Source organism: Streptococcus salivarius (assembly GCF_009738225.1).
Lineage (GTDB): Bacteria > Bacillota > Bacilli > Lactobacillales > Streptococcaceae > Streptococcus.
The window spans coordinates 1408979-1422951 of record NZ_CP018187.1 but is presented as its reverse complement, the minus strand read 5'-3'; the positions used below and the strand labels follow the sequence as shown (position 1 = coordinate 1422951).

Here is a 13973-nt window from a genome sequence, read left to right as displayed (position 1 = left end):
TTGATGACCATTTTTTATCTTCTTTCCCCTTACTTAACTCAGGTTAGTCTTGTAGACTAGAATTATGTTATAATAATAGAAAAATAAGAAAAAGGTAAATTTTATGGCAATCTTAGTTTTAGGTGGGGCTGGTTACATCGGTTCTCACATGGTGGACCGTTTAGTTGAAGCGGGTCAAGAAAAAGTCGTTGTCGTGGATAACTTGGTGACAGGTCACCGTGCGGCAGTCCATCCAGACGCTGTATTCTACCAGGGGGACTTGGCAGATCAGGACTTTATGCGTAAGGTCTTTAAGGAAAATCCTGATGTCGATGCGGTTATTCACTTTGCGGCTTACTCACTTGTGGCTGAGTCTATGGAAAAGCCACTCAAGTATTTCGACAATAACACTGCTGGTATGGTGAAGTTGCTTGAGGTCATGAACGAATGTGGTGTCAAATACATTGTCTTCTCATCAACAGCTGCGACTTATGGTATTCCTGAGGAAATTCCAATCCTTGAAACCACACCACAAAAGCCAATCAATCCTTACGGTGAAAGCAAGCTCATGATGGAAACCATCATGAAGTGGTCAGACCAAGCCTACGGCATCAAGTATGTCCCTCTTCGTTACTTTAATGTGGCGGGGGCTAAGCCTGACGGTTCTATCGGTGAGGACCATGGTCCTGAAACCCACCTCTTGCCAATTATTCTCCAAGTGGCTCAAGGTGTTCGTGAGAAAATCATGATTTTTGGTGACGACTACAATACTCCAGACGGAACTAATGTTCGTGACTACGTGCATCCATTTGACTTGGCAGATGCCCATCTTTTAGCAGTGGAGTATCTCCGCAAAGGTAATGAGTCAACAGCCTTCAACCTCGGTTCTTCAACTGGATTTTCAAACCTCCAAATCCTTGAAGCAGCTCGCAAGGTAACAGGTAAGGAGATCCCAGCTGAGAAAGCTGATCGTCGTCCTGGTGATCCAGATACGTTGATTGCATCCTCTGAAAAGGCCCGTACGGTACTAGGCTGGAAACCACAATTTGACAACATCGAAAAAATCATCGAAAGTGCCTGGGCATGGCATTCAAGCCATCCAAAAGGCTATGATGATAGAGATTAATTATAAGGGATAGAAGCTCCATCTGGTCACAAGCTACCATTTGGAGTTTTTTCCTACACATCGTAGCAAATCTTTGCATTTTTATCTTATATTTTTTAAGATAATTCTGTTACAAATTGAAAAGGAGAACAGGATGGAAACATATACACTTTCAAATGGCGTTACGATTCCTAAAATCGGTTTTGGGACTTGGCAGATTCCAGAAGGGGAAGAAGCCTATAACAGCGTTAGTTTCGCACTTAAGGCGGGTTACACACATATTGATACAGCGCAAATCTACGGTAACGAGGTTTCTGTAGGTAAGGCGATTGCTGATAGTGATGTGGCGCGTGAGGATATTTTCCTAACAACAAAACTTTGGAATGACAAGCACGATTACGAATTGGCTAAAGCCTCTATCGACGAGTCACTCGAAAGATTAGGTGTGGATTATTTGGATCTTTTGCTCATCCACTGGCCAAATCCTAAGGCTCTTCGTGAGAATGATGCTTGGAAGGCTGGGAATGCAGGCACTTGGAAGGCAATGGAAGAAGCCTATAAAGATGGTAAAGTTCGTGCCATTGGTGTATCTAACTTTATGCAACATCACCTCGAAGCTCTCCTTGAAACGGCTGAAATTGTGCCACATGTTAACCAAATTCTCTTGGCTCCAGGTTGTGCTCAAGAAGATTTGGTTGCTTATTGCCAAGAGCGTGACATTCTTCTTGAAGCATACAGCCCACTGGGTACTGGTAGCATTTTTGGAAATGAAGAGGTTGAAGCAGTGGCTGAACGTAACGGGAAATCTGTTGCACAAGTCGCCCTACGTTGGAGCCTTCAAAAAGGTTTCTTGCCACTACCTAAGTCAGTGACACCAAAAAATATCGAAGCCAACTTGGATATCTTTGACTTTGATTTGTCGGAGGAAGATATGGCAGTCTTGGATAAGATTCAAGGCATCAAGACTCAGGATAATCCTGACACAGTTAATTTTTAATAGAATAGAAGCAACTCGTGAGGGTTGTTTTTTTATTGTTTTACGAATAAGAGTATGAACCTATTATCAAAATTGACAAGAAGGAGGAGAGGTAATACAATGGTGTTACAAAAGAGAACGAGGTTAAGGATATGACAACAATTACATTGAAGGTTTCAGAAGCAGATAAGAAGTTCATGCAGGCAATTGCGAAATTTGAAGGCGTATCTTTGTCAGAATTAATTCGTACCAAGACTTTAGACGCCATTGAGGATGAATACGATGCTAGAGTAGCCGATTTGGCATTAGCAGAATATGAAGACTATCTTGAAAACGGTGGGGAGGTGCTAAATTGGGATGACCTATAAGATAGTACCAACCCCTAAATTTGCCAAAAGTTTTAAAAAGTTGGACCCTTTTGTCAGGAAACAAATTAAGTCTTATCTCAATCGTGTCACAGATAATCCAAGAGCTAAGGGTAAGGCCTTAGTTGCCAATCGAACTGGACAATGGCGCTATCGTATTGGTGCCTATCGTGTTATTGTCAATATTCAGGACGATGAACTAATCATACTTGCCCTCGAAGTTGGTCATAGACGTGATATCTATTAGTATCAAGACTCAGGATAATCCTGACACAGTTAATTTTTAATAGGATAGAAGCAACTCGTGAGGGTTGTTTTTTTCTACTCTGTGTGCTCGAATTTGCTATAATAAGGCTATCCTATCAATCACTATTAGAAGGGAAGTTATGCTATGGAATCGCGAAACCTTCTTCCTCAAAATACGCGTCTGATGGCTAATTTGTTGAGTTTTTCAGGAGGAGCTTTGGATGTCTTTTGTCATATGTACTACCATAGTTTAGTTGCTACACAGACTGGGAATATCCTTTTGTTGGTCGCTGACTGGCGAAACAGTAGTATCTACTATAACTTATTGCGTTGCTTTTCAATCTTTTTCTTTTCTTTAGGCTTTCTTTTTGGCATGTGGTTTAAAGACCAACGTAAGAATGCCTATTGGCGAGTTTATGGTCTGCTTCCACTTTGTGTAATGACAGCCATCCTGCCTTTCCTACCTTCAAATCCCTTGATTGAGCTTCCAATTATCGCTTTTTCTGCAGGTATCATGATGAAGACCTTTACTGGCAGTCAGATTGAGAATCATCCTTTCGTGATTTTTATGACCTCAGGAAATTATCGAAGGATGTTAACGGCTCTCTATTATGCCATTCAGGGAAGCGGTGATCAGAAAGAATATCGTCGTCAGGCTGTCAATTATAGCTTTGTCGTAGGAAGTTTTGTCGTTGGTGCTATTATCTCAGCCCTTCTAATGCATTATATCCAGATTTGGTCAATCTGGATAATCACACTCAGTCTCATTACCATCATGGTTTACTATTCCTCTGAAGTGAAACGCCTAGGACTCAAGGAGACTAATCTTTAGTCGTCTGTAGCAAATATTTTTGATAACAATTGTCTTATGTTATAATCTTGATTATATTATTTTCATTTAATCATAAAAAGGAGACATAAGATGCCTGTAGTAAGTAATGATTTTTCAGATATTGTATATAACCGTCGTTCCATTCGTAACTTTGATCCATCTGTTAAGATTCCGCGAGAAGAACTGTTGGAAATCTTAGATAAAACTGTTACAGCACCATCATCAGTCAACATGCAACCTTGGCGTTTTGTCGTCGTTGATAGCGCAGAAGGCAAGGAAAAATTGACACCTTTTGTCAGCTACAATGGGGTGCAAAATGAAACATCATCAGCCATGGTCCTTATTTTTGCCGATTTGAAGAGCCAAGAAAGAGCTGAAGAAATCTACGGCAAGGCTGTTGCTCAAGGAAAAATGCCTGAAGAAGTCAAAGAAAAACAACTGTCAAGCATTGTACCAATGTATGAAAATGCTCCTCGAGAAATGATGAATGAAATTGTCCACATTGATGCTAGCCTTGCTGCTATGCAGTTGATGTTGGTTGCTCGTTCTTATGGTTATGATACCAACGCCATCGGTGGTTATAAAAAAGATGGGCTTGCCAAAGCCTTTGGACTTGATGAAGACCGTCATGTACCAGTTTTGCTCATTGCTCTTGGGAAAGCCAATGAAGAAGGCTTTGAGTCTGTTCGTCTGGATGCTTCTGATGTGACGACTTTTGCTTAATAAATAATTGACCGTAAGTCTCGGAAGTGGAGGCTTACGGTTTTTATTTTTCCTTTTATGCTATCAATAACTCATAATGCACCTTGTCATTAATTTGGCTTTTTGTTAAGATGAAAGAAAAAGTGAGCGTATACAATTGGTAGTATCATTGGAGGATTAAGACATGGCACGTATTTTACAGATTGAAGACAATGAGGATATCCAGAATATTCTTTTTAACTTGTTTTCTGAAGAACATGATATTATCCAAGCCTACTCTGGAACCGAAGGAGAGCTTTTGTTTCAAAGTCAAGAGATTGATTTAGTTCTCCTAGATATCATGTTACCGGGTAAGGGTGGCGAAGAAGTGCTTAAGTTTATCAGGCAAAGAAGCTCTGTTCCTGTCATTATGCTGACAGCCTTGGGTGACAAGCACTTGATTAGCCAGTACTTACTTGATGGTGCAAATGATTATATCGTTAAGCCCTTTGATCTTGAAGAAGTTTATGCGCGTGTCTCAGTTCAACTACGTGAACACAGCAAGGGAAGGAGTAAGCCTGATAACATCTATCAAGTCAAAAATATCACGATAAACCCAGACAGTTTTGAAGTCTCCTGTCAGGGAAAAGTCATTCGTTTAGGTAAGAAAGAGTTTCAAATTTTTCACACACTCCTTCAAAATCCAAAGAAAATTTTTACTAAAGAGGACCTTTATGAGACGGTTTGGGCAGCCCCTTATCTATCAGGTGATAATACATTGAATGCACAGTTGAGTAATCTACGTAAGAAACTAGCCCAAGTGGATGCGGGTACGGAGTATATCGAAACGATTTGGGGCTTAGGTGTGCGACTTAAAGGAGAAGACTGATGGAAGGACTGCTTATTGTATTGATAGGACTTCTTCTGGGAGCGACTACCTGTCTAATTCGTTACTATTTGGCTGTAAAATCTCTCTCAAAGCAGATTGAAGAAAAGCTAGTTGAAGAAAGCCATCGACGAATTACTCTGAAAAACCAGCCAAAATCATTGGTTACTCTAACGAATCGGATTGAGTCTCTCTTTACCCAAATTGAAAAGACTAAGCTTGTCGCTCTCCAAGAAAAGAAAACCATGGATATGGCTATCAGTAATATTGCCCATGATATACGAACACCATTGACAGTAGCGAGAGGCTATGCTCAGCAAAGTCTTCGAAGTAGTAGTGAAGATGACATGGCTATGGAGAAGATTTCTAAAAATCTACTGACTGTTTCAAAGCGTTTGGAAGCCTTGTTGGAATATCGACGATTAACAGAGGGGGCCATCCAACCACAATTTCAAGATGTGGACTTTTCTCAACTTGTGGTTAAGTCTATCCTGCCTTACTATGACATGTTTCAGGAGACAGGGATTACACTAGATATTCAAGTAACCCCTGATATCCAATGCGAAATGGATGCTGATATTTTTGAACGTCTATTTCAGAATATTATCAGTAACGTTCTAAAACATGGTAAGACTCAAGCTCAACTGACATTGCAGAAAAAGGACGATGGCATTTATTTGTCAGTTAGTAATATGGTCCAACAGCCGATACAGCATCTGGACCAACTAACGACCCGCTTTTATTCTGAAAACCTGTCAGATACCGAGGATTCCTCTGGACTTGGACTTTATATTACCGAACACTTAGTCCAAGTCTTAGCGGGTGAGTTGCATTTGTCCTATGAGAATGAATGGTTTTATTTAACAGTGAGGTTATGAAAGCATAAACTTTATGTTTTTATAATCTTTTTTTGTAACTTTTAGAAAATAATAACGATTAGAGAATTACAATGTAAAGATAATTTAATTTTTACTATAAAATCTTTAATTTATCTGATATAATTAATATACGGAGGTAATTATTAATGAAAAAAGTAAAATTTTTAGAATTTATCGTTCTATCTGGATTTTTAGTCGGTGCAGTTATTATTTCTCTAATGAACCAAACAAGTGCTTCTGCAAAAACCGATAACGATTATCAATATAGCAATGTTATTTTTGGATTTAAAAATAAGAAAAATAAAAAAAGTAAGGACATTCCTACTTATAAGATGTCAGAAACTTTTAAAATTGCAGATGTAGAATACACAATTCATTCTAAAGAAGTCGTACAAAATGTAGGTGGCGAATTTGGTATGAATGCAAAAGGTTCATATCTTATTCTAAACGTAACTGTAAAAAATAACGGTACTAAGGCTATTACAGTTTCTGATTCTGACTTTAAGCTAGTCAAAGATAAAACAGAGTATGAAACTGATTCAACAGCAGGAATCTATGCAAATGATGATGCAAATCTTTTCTTTACTAGTGTTAATCCAGAAAATGAAGTAACTGGTAATGTTGTTTTTGATTTGAATCCAGATACAATCTCTGATACTAATTTGAAATTAAAAGTTGATGCTGGATTTGGAAATTCAAATAAAGCATTTGTGACAATTAACGAATAATAACAAGAAATCAAAATAACATCGTGCACGCGCGCGATGTTATTTTTGTTATCATAAATCTTGTTTTTCAAAGGTAATCAAGCCCAAAGCTGTAAATGCTAGGATAAATCCTACTGTCACGATTGCAGTATTTTGAATGATAGTTTTATCTGCAGTCATGCCGTAATTAAAGTTGAGTGACAAGTATTTCAAAATTTCTACTTTAGGGAAGATTGCTGCTGGTACGGTTAAAGCTACTAAACCAAGGGTGTAAGTCACAAAGGTTGTCACGATAGAATGTGTGAGGTAGAGGGTAACCGTGGTCAGACTTACCCAAGCTAGATTACACAAGAATTGGAGAAGGAAAGTTAAGGCAAAGTTTCTAACAAAGTGATCAGGTACAGTTCCAAGACCGTGGCAAAGAGTACCTAGAACAAAGGCAAGGCCGTAAGACAGGAGGAGTTGTCCTAAAGTGATAGCTACAATGACGGTTGCCTTGGCGAAGAAGAACCCGCTCCGTGAAATGCCAGAGGTGAGATTATTCTTGTACAATTTTTGTGCTAAATCAACACCCAAAATGATAGAGACCACAATTAAAGTGAATAGGACTGTCATGGAGATACTACTAGAGTAATTAATCAGTGATCCGACACCAGTCCACGAAGAGGCGCTTTTAACGGCTTGTTTTGCCCCAGTTTCTACGCCTACATGCCCTGTGCCTCCCAATAGGACACCAGAAATAATGTTTAGGGCTAGGATAATTTCAGAAATCCAAAATCCTTTAGAACGGAAGAGTCGATAGAAATCGGCGTGAATAGTGTGTAACATGGCTCTACCTCCTTTCTGAATCTACTAGTTGTGTGAAGTAGTTTTCTAAGTCTTGACGTTTGTAGTAAATTTCATCGATGTCAACTTCTTGTTTAACCAGCTCTTTGACAATTGCCTTTATAACATGGGATTTGTCAAAAATATGAATTTCATTGTCGCTGTTAACCACTTTGAAGTGTTGATGGAGTTGGTCTTGGAGAATGCGACTAGCCAGGGCTAATTGGTTAGTTTTAAGAACGATATAGTCTTCGCTGAGATGTTCGAATTCGTCCTTAGTGATTTCACGGATGATGTGACCGTGATCAATAATGCCAAAGCGGGTTGAAACTTGATAGAGTTCAGACAAGATATGGCTAGAGATGAGAACTGTCATACCTTGCTCTTCGCTCAATTTTTTAATCATTTGGCGGAATTCTTTGATAGCAACTGGGTCGAGACCATTAATCGGTTCATCTAAAATAAGTAGGTCTGGTTTTGCAATCAGTGCAATAGCGATACCTAGACGTTGCTTCATACCCAGTGAGAAACTACGAAATTTTTTCTTGCCAGTGTGTCCAAGTCCAACTGTATCAAGGATTTCATTAATGACCTTGTCAGGATTTGGAACGTGATGAATCTTGCAGTAGTAACGTAGGTTTTGACATGCATTGAGATGATTCAGGGCAACTGGTGTTTCAATCACAGAACCAACACGTTTCAGTGCGTGAGTCCACTCTGATTTGGAGGTAGAGTGGAAGAGGGAAACACTGCCTTGGCTAGGGCGGATGAGTTTAGTGATGACTTTAATCAGTGTTGTCTTACCTGCCCCGTTTCTTCCGATAAGGCCATAGACCTCACCCTTTTCTAAGGTCAGGTTTACATTGTCGAGTGCTAGGTGTTGGCCGTAACGTTTAGTCAGATGTCTGACCTCAAGTACCTTTTTCATGATAAGCCTCCTTTCGCTTATTTGATACCGCTTTCTTTTCATCTTTATTGTAGTATAAAGTCATTAAATAAACATCAAGAAATTCTCAAATATTTCTTAAATTTTTCAAGAAATCATGAAAATGGTGGTGACTAAATTCTGATAGTATGTGCTTTAACTCACGATTAAGGTAAGGCCTCTCTCTTTGTGCTATAATGAAGAAAAACGTTGAATGTAAAGTTTATTTTGCCTTTTACTAGGAGTCTTTTATGACAAACTATTTGGTCCAGAGGTTTCTCTGGTTTCGTGAGCGAGGCTTCGTCCAAATTACGCAGAAAACCTTGGTTTCGCTCTTCCCCTTCTTTCTGTTTTCAGGAATTATTCGGGTGATTTCACTATCTGTCTTTTCGGAGCTTGGTTATATTAACCAATTGTTTTCAGTTTCTGACTGGTTACCGGCCTTTAAGATAACTGGGCAGGTGCTCATTAATCTTTCCAACTTTCTTGGTGGCTTAGCCGGGCCCTTATCAACCTACTTTGCAGGAAAATACACAGCTGGTCACTATGGTAGAAGTACTGGTACAGCTGGTGTGACATCCCTTTTGGTTAGCTTAATTATAGGATCGCAGGAGCTGTTGCTGTCACCACTAAACGATGGTGTTTTGACTCGTATCAATTTACCGGCTTCAATCAACATTATGTTGGCTATCTTTGTTGGCTATCTGGTTGGCCAGATTTTTCGCTTTTCAAGAGCTAGTGATGATCAGATTGTGGACAAGGACTATATTTATCAACCAAAGACCGTCCGTCCCATTTTTTTGTCACTCATTTTAGCTATTGGACTTAACATTCTCTTTGTGATTGGAGAGCAAGATAATGTTTTTCTGACGATTAGGCAGGTTACCTCTACCTTTACTGTAACTGATAATCACCTGTTCTCAACCTTTATGATGGGACTTTTGAACACTTTTTCTGCTTGGATTGGAAATAGTCAGGCTTTTGCCCTAAATTCAATTGCCGAGGATAGTTTTGCCTTGGAAAATTTGACCTATGCTGTTTCCCATCATACGACGACTGGGCTTCCCCACCTTTACACACTAACAAATCTTTATCATAGTTATGGCTTGGTTGCTGGCATTGGCTCAGGGCTAGCCCTCTTGGTGGCTCTGCTTTTAGCATCAACCAGTTATAAGGATAAGAAGGTGAGTCTTCTAAGTGTCTTTCCTAGTCTCTTTAACAATGGGGCTCCATTTATGGTGGGGATACCAGTCTTGCTTAATTTAGTTTATCTGCTTCCTTTCCTATTGGCACCTATGATCAATATGGCCATTGCTGCGGTGGCCTTGGCTATTCATCTTATGCCAGCTGCGGTTTATCCAGTTCCAGATGGTACACCAAGTCTTCTTTTCGCCTTTATCGGAACTGGGGGTAGTTTACGAGCTCTTGCTGTTAGTCTGCTCTGTTTTGCAGTCGACATTGTTATCTTTATTCCATTTGTGCGTCTGTCTAATAAAGTACAACACGGTCTAAAAGAGGAAGGAGAGAGCATTGAAACTAAATAAAAAAACTAAGTTGGTCTTTATCCTTGTTGCTTTCTTTCTCATTGGGCTAGCCGTCCCATCCTATAGTTGGACTAGGAAAAATATCAAGGAAATAGAGACTTTCTATAATTCAAAATTGTCTCCCATTATCATGATTCCAGGGAGCTCCGCTACGGAAAATAGATTCGATGGCCTAGTACGTAAACTCAATCAAGACCGTCGTGGTGTCAAGCATAGCCTTCTCAAAGTCAAGGTCTGGAACAATGGACGGATTACCTTTGAGGGTAAAATCAAGGATAAGGATAACGAGCCAGTCATTGTTATTGGATTTGAGAATAACAAAGATGGCTATTACAATATCAAGAAACAAACCAAGATGATGAATCAGGCATTTGAAGCCTTGCAGAATAAATACAATTTCAATAATTTTAAAGGGTTGGGGCATTCAAATGGTGGCTTGATTTATACGGCTTTTATTGAAAATTATCTTAGCGACTACGATGTCAAAATAAATTCTTTGATGACTATCGGAACGCCCTATAATTTCACTGAAACCAATATTAAAAATAAATCGGTCATGCTAGCAGACTTTATAGCTGCTAAGGAGAATATTCCGTCTACCCTACATGTCTATTCGGTAGCGGGAACCATCACCTATGATTCGGACGAATTGGTTCCCGATGCTAGTGTGTCCGCTGGGAAATATATCTATCAGAATCAGGCAAAAAGTTATACTGAAATCACTGTTACAGGTGAAGATGCCCAACACTCGGATTTACCAACCAATGATGAAGTAGTGGAACTAATCAAACAACATATCGAAGGACAAGGTGTTCGTAAGAAGCAAAAGACCAATCTAGAACCTCAATAGGCTAGAATACTATGTATTATTGGTCTAGTTAGTTATTATCAAATACAAAAGAATAGAGTCTACGATGACTCTATTTTTTTGTGTAAGACTAACTCTTTAAGTTGTTGTAACTCCTTGTTTTACAACGTTAGTTTTGTTATAATTGATTGAAAAGAAAAAGATGAATGAGAGGTTCTGATATGCAAATACCAAGTCGCTTTACCATTGCTGTTCATATTTTGACCCTTATAGCACAAAATAAGGGAAATGAAACTAAGCTAACCAGTGATTTAATGGCAGGTAGTGTTGGGGTTAATCCAGTTATTATCCGTAAAACCTTGTCGCAACTGAAGAAAGCAGACTTGATTTCAGTTCAAAGGGGAAGTGGAGGAGCCACATTAGCCAAGGCATCAGAGGAGATTAACCTTTTGCAGGTTTATCGTGCGGTGGATAGCATCGGTCCAAGTGGCAAACTCTTTAGTTTTCATGACAATCCTAATCCAGCGTGTCCAGTAGGACGTAATATCCATGGGATTTTGGATCAGAGCCTAGAAGACGTTCAAATGGCAATGGAAAAAGAACTCGAAAAGAAAACTTTGGCTGGTATTTTAAAGGATGCTAAGGCCAACTGGAAAGAAGCTGGAGTTTGATTTTTAGATTTTAAACTATAAGAAATCGAAAGTTTTTCGGTTTCTTTTTTAATTTCCAAGTTGTAATGATTGACGTGACAATAGAAAAAAGTTATAATGTAATTCATATAGTTACAACAAAGGAGAAAATCATATGACATACGACTACAATAGTAAGATTTACCTCGCAGAAGCGGTACTCAATGTGAAGGACTTGGTACGTCAGACAGCCTTTTATACACAGGTTATAGGACTTGAAATCCTATCTCAAACTGCAACAGAAGTTGTTTTGGGTGCTGGAAACAAGCCGCTAGTTCACTTGATTGAAACCAATCGTGAGGAAGCGGTCAAGTCTAGTTATGGTCTTTACCATATGGCGATTTTGTTGCCGTCTCGCGAGGATCTGGCAGATGTTTTCAAACATATTGCTGAGCTAGATTATCCATTTGTCGGTGCAGCTGACCACGGTTATAGTGAAGCCCTTTATTTGGAAGACCTTGAAGGCAATGGTATTGAGCTCTATAGAGACAAGCCTGTTGCTGAATGGGATATTCGTGAGGATGGTCGCATCGTTGGTGTAACAGAAGAACTATCAGCTCAAGAAATTTACGAGATGGGACGCAAAGTTGAGCCTTTTGTGATAGCTAAGGATACTCGTATGGGGCATATTCATTTATCGGTCAAAGATAGTCAGCTAGCAACGGCTTTCTATCAGGATGTTTTGGAGCTGGCAGATAAGTTTACCATTTCAAGTGCTAGTTGGATTGCTTCAGGTGATTACCATCACCACTTGGCTGTCAATGAATGGGGTGGCAAAAACTTAGCCAAACGTGACAAAGGGATGATTGGTCTTGCCTACTACGTCCTTGAAGTAGAAGACAAAGAAGATTTGATTACCATAGCAGAACGTGCTAAGAATCGTGGAGCAGAGGTCAAATGGTTATCTTCTAATGCGTTAATCTTCGAGGATAATGATGGTATTTTGACACGGGTAAGAAAAAATATTAATAATTAGTGATTTTCGAGTCGTAACTATTGACATTACATTTGAAAGGTCTATAATGGTTATTGTAATCAAAGTTATTACAAATAAGCTTAACAATTTTAACAATTAACATTCATCACAAAGAAAGAGGGAATAACTATGACCTACTTTACAGACTTACAAACAAAACGTCGTTCAATTTATGCTTTGGGAAAAGACCTTGAGCTCTCTAACCAAGAATTGATTGAAACCATTCAAGGAGCTGTTCTTAACACACCGACAGCCTTTAACTCACAAACATCACGTGTGGTGATCTTGCTGGATGAAGAGTCAGATGTTTTCTGGAATGAAATCGCTTATTCAGAGCTTGAAAAAGTAACGCCAGCAGAAGCTTTTGAGGCAACAAAAGAACGTTTGGCAGGTTTTACTCAAGCTAAGGGAACAATCCTCTTTTACGAAGATCAAGATGTAGTGAAAGGCCTTCAAGAGCAATTCCCACTTTACGCTGAAAACTTCCCAATTTGGTCAGAGCAAGGTCACGGAATCGCCCTTTATGCGACGTGGTTGGCTTTGGCTGAGAAGAATATCGGCATGAACGTACAACACTACAATCCACTTGTGGATGCCCAATTGGCTGAAAAATACGACATTCCAGCTAACTGGAAACTCCGTGCTCAAGCGCCATTTGGTCAAATCGTTGCACCAGCAGGAGATAAAGACATTCAAACAGAAGGTCGCTTCAAAGTTTTTGGCGACAAATAATCACTTTAATTTAGTCAGTCAGCTTGCCAGTAGGCTACATACTGACTGAACAAAATCATAATGATAAGACAAAAAAGTAGCAGGGTTGAGAAATCTTGTTATTTTTTTATCTTAAAAATAGTAATACCCAAGGAAAGTTATAGCTTGAATTTTAAAACTTCCCTTAGGTGATAGCAAATATCAGCGGCCTTCTAAGAAATTCTATGAGTAAAGTTTGAATCCTCGATTTTTAATTTTTAGGCTCGGGCTAAGACAATTCTCCCAACTTCCGAGTATCTGAAACTATTTGGTTTCAGGCGCTTGCGTAAGGGCATCTTGCATATCAATTTTTCTAAGTCATTTTTTTGAAGGAGAAGTGATATAAGATGTTAGAAAAGTTGTGTTATTTATATCATATTTCCAATGATTTTGACAATATTCTTTTTATTTTTGACAAAGATAGTTGTCAAAAATAAAAAGAAGCGTTACAATAGTTTTAGACGAAAGAAGGAGAGGTATTCTTATGGGAGCCATATGGATTCTTTTTATCCCTTTTATAGTTATATTTTATGCAAGCTCAGAAAAGAAGATAAAAAGGTTGAACAAACGCATCAGACGATTAGAAAAACAAGTGAAAGGAAATCAAGACATGTCTAGACTTTTAGAAGAATTGAAAGGCCAAACGGCCACTGTTACAGTAGATGGTGTTGGATTTGAGTATGAAATTATAGATATCGATGAAGATTGGGTCAAACTGACTCGTGTGAATCATAAACAACAGAGGGAAACCAAATTAGTCCGCATCGAAGATATTCAAGGTATTCAACTATAAGGGGGCGA

17 protein-coding genes are annotated in these 13973 nt (G+C 39.0%); 15 read left to right on the top strand and 2 right to left on the bottom strand.

From position 1 onward, the window contains the following. Positions 1–103: 103 nt before the first annotated feature. The 9 genes from galE (at position 104) to BSR19_RS06920 (ending at position 6676) form a co-directional block, all read left to right on the top strand. Entirely contained in the window at positions 104–1105 is a 1002-nt protein-coding gene (gene galE / locus BSR19_RS06960) for a UDP-glucose 4-epimerase GalE (RefSeq protein ID WP_148512587.1), read from the top strand. A 133-nt stretch (positions 1106–1238) separates the two neighbouring features. Further along, complete coding sequence (locus tag BSR19_RS06955; protein WP_156246879.1) at positions 1239–2081, top strand: aldo/keto reductase; 843 nt, start codon at positions 1239–1241, stop codon at positions 2079–2081. Positions 2082–2212: 131 nt separating this feature from the next. Then, positions 2213–2428, top strand: coding sequence for a type II toxin-antitoxin system RelB family antitoxin (gene relB / locus BSR19_RS06950; protein WP_013990356.1), 216 nt, complete (start codon positions 2213–2215; stop codon positions 2426–2428). Beyond that, positions 2418–2672 carry a type II toxin-antitoxin system RelE family toxin gene (locus BSR19_RS06945; protein WP_156246878.1) on the top strand — a complete coding sequence of 85 codons (255 nt, stop codon included), beginning with the start codon at positions 2418–2420 and terminating at the stop codon, positions 2670–2672. Before relB ends, BSR19_RS06945 begins: the two co-directional genes overlap by 11 nt. A gap of 144 nt (positions 2673–2816) precedes the next feature. Continuing rightward, positions 2817–3503, top strand: a complete 687-nt coding sequence (locus BSR19_RS06940) for a DUF1275 family protein (protein WP_156246877.1) — start codon at positions 2817–2819, stop codon at positions 3501–3503. 90 nt (positions 3504–3593) lie between these two features. After that, entirely contained in the window at positions 3594–4226 is a 633-nt protein-coding gene (locus tag BSR19_RS06935; protein ID WP_156246876.1) for a nitroreductase family protein, read from the top strand. Positions 4227–4389: 163 nt separating this feature from the next. Then, complete coding sequence (locus BSR19_RS06930) at positions 4390–5073, top strand: response regulator transcription factor (protein WP_118172357.1); 684 nt, start codon at positions 4390–4392, stop codon at positions 5071–5073. Next, positions 5073–5948 carry a sensor histidine kinase gene (locus tag BSR19_RS06925; protein ID WP_156246875.1) on the top strand — a complete coding sequence of 292 codons (876 nt, stop codon included), beginning with the start codon at positions 5073–5075 and terminating at the stop codon, positions 5946–5948. Before BSR19_RS06930 ends, BSR19_RS06925 begins: the two co-directional genes overlap by 1 nt. Positions 5949–6094: 146 nt before the next feature. Continuing rightward, positions 6095–6676 (top strand): DUF4352 domain-containing protein, encoded by a 582-nt coding sequence (locus BSR19_RS06920; RefSeq protein WP_064525292.1) that lies wholly within the window; start codon positions 6095–6097, stop codon positions 6674–6676. A gap of 51 nt (positions 6677–6727) precedes the next feature. Here BSR19_RS06920 and BSR19_RS06915 read toward each other — a convergent pair whose 3' ends face one another. Continuing rightward, on the bottom strand, positions 6728–7483 hold the full coding sequence (locus tag BSR19_RS06915) for a hypothetical protein (protein WP_156246874.1): 756 nt from the start codon (positions 7481–7483) through the stop codon (positions 6728–6730). 4 nt (positions 7484–7487) lie between these two features. Then, positions 7488–8408, bottom strand: a complete 921-nt coding sequence (locus BSR19_RS06910) for an ABC transporter ATP-binding protein (protein WP_156246873.1) — start codon at positions 8406–8408, stop codon at positions 7488–7490. A gap of 248 nt (positions 8409–8656) precedes the next feature. On the opposite strand from BSR19_RS06910, the gene BSR19_RS06905 reads away from it, so the two are divergent. From BSR19_RS06905 to BSR19_RS06880, 6 genes are all read left to right on the top strand, one after another. Next, a complete protein-coding gene (locus tag BSR19_RS06905; RefSeq protein WP_145517259.1) occupies positions 8657–9949 on the top strand; it encodes a PTS sugar transporter subunit IIC in 1293 nt (430 codons plus the stop codon). Beyond that, a complete protein-coding gene (locus tag BSR19_RS06900; RefSeq protein WP_118172360.1) occupies positions 9936–10799 on the top strand; it encodes an alpha/beta hydrolase in 864 nt (287 codons plus the stop codon). The genes BSR19_RS06905 and BSR19_RS06900 overlap by 14 nt, the downstream gene beginning before the upstream one ends. Positions 10800–10978: 179 nt before the next feature. Continuing rightward, positions 10979–11428, top strand: a complete 450-nt coding sequence (locus BSR19_RS06895; RefSeq protein ID WP_156246872.1) for an Rrf2 family transcriptional regulator — start codon at positions 10979–10981, stop codon at positions 11426–11428. 133 nt (positions 11429–11561) lie between these two features. Then, positions 11562–12422, top strand: coding sequence for a VOC family protein (locus BSR19_RS06890; RefSeq protein ID WP_156246871.1), 861 nt, complete (start codon positions 11562–11564; stop codon positions 12420–12422). 129 nt (positions 12423–12551) lie between these two features. Continuing rightward, positions 12552–13154, top strand: coding sequence for a nitroreductase family protein (locus BSR19_RS06885; RefSeq protein WP_156246870.1), 603 nt, complete (start codon positions 12552–12554; stop codon positions 13152–13154). Between the two features lie 502 nt (positions 13155–13656). After that, positions 13657–13965, top strand: coding sequence for a hypothetical protein (locus BSR19_RS06880; RefSeq protein WP_156247087.1), 309 nt, complete (start codon positions 13657–13659; stop codon positions 13963–13965). Positions 13966–13973: the final 8 nt, after the last annotated feature.

Bases quoted from the DNA above. Each gene is read 5' to 3' on its own strand.
- BSR19_RS06880 (WP_156247087.1), top strand. From the start codon at position 13,657: ATGGGAGCCATATGGATTCTTTTTATCCCTTTTATAGTTATATTTTAT.
- BSR19_RS06915 (WP_156246874.1), bottom strand. From the start codon at position 7,483: ATGTTACACACTATTCACGCCGATTTCTATCGACTCTTCCGTTCTAAA.
- BSR19_RS06925 (WP_156246875.1), top strand. From the start codon at position 5,073: ATGGAAGGACTGCTTATTGTATTGATAGGACTTCTTCTGGGAGCGACT.
- BSR19_RS06885 (WP_156246870.1), top strand. From the start codon at position 12,552: ATGACCTACTTTACAGACTTACAAACAAAACGTCGTTCAATTTATGCT.
- BSR19_RS06945 (WP_156246878.1), top strand. From the start codon at position 2,418: ATGACCTATAAGATAGTACCAACCCCTAAATTTGCCAAAAGTTTTAAA.
- BSR19_RS06905 (WP_145517259.1), top strand. From the start codon at position 8,657: ATGACAAACTATTTGGTCCAGAGGTTTCTCTGGTTTCGTGAGCGAGGC.
- BSR19_RS06940 (WP_156246877.1), top strand. From the start codon at position 2,817: ATGGAATCGCGAAACCTTCTTCCTCAAAATACGCGTCTGATGGCTAAT.
- BSR19_RS06935 (WP_156246876.1), top strand. From the start codon at position 3,594: ATGCCTGTAGTAAGTAATGATTTTTCAGATATTGTATATAACCGTCGT.
- BSR19_RS06930 (WP_118172357.1), top strand. From the start codon at position 4,390: ATGGCACGTATTTTACAGATTGAAGACAATGAGGATATCCAGAATATT.
- relB (WP_013990356.1), top strand. From the start codon at position 2,213: ATGACAACAATTACATTGAAGGTTTCAGAAGCAGATAAGAAGTTCATG.
- BSR19_RS06895 (WP_156246872.1), top strand. From the start codon at position 10,979: ATGCAAATACCAAGTCGCTTTACCATTGCTGTTCATATTTTGACCCTT.
- BSR19_RS06955 (WP_156246879.1), top strand. From the start codon at position 1,239: ATGGAAACATATACACTTTCAAATGGCGTTACGATTCCTAAAATCGGT.
- galE (WP_148512587.1), top strand. From the start codon at position 104: ATGGCAATCTTAGTTTTAGGTGGGGCTGGTTACATCGGTTCTCACATG.
- BSR19_RS06920 (WP_064525292.1), top strand. From the start codon at position 6,095: ATGAAAAAAGTAAAATTTTTAGAATTTATCGTTCTATCTGGATTTTTA.
- BSR19_RS06890 (WP_156246871.1), top strand. From the start codon at position 11,562: ATGACATACGACTACAATAGTAAGATTTACCTCGCAGAAGCGGTACTC.
- BSR19_RS06910 (WP_156246873.1), bottom strand. From the start codon at position 8,408: ATGAAAAAGGTACTTGAGGTCAGACATCTGACTAAACGTTACGGCCAA.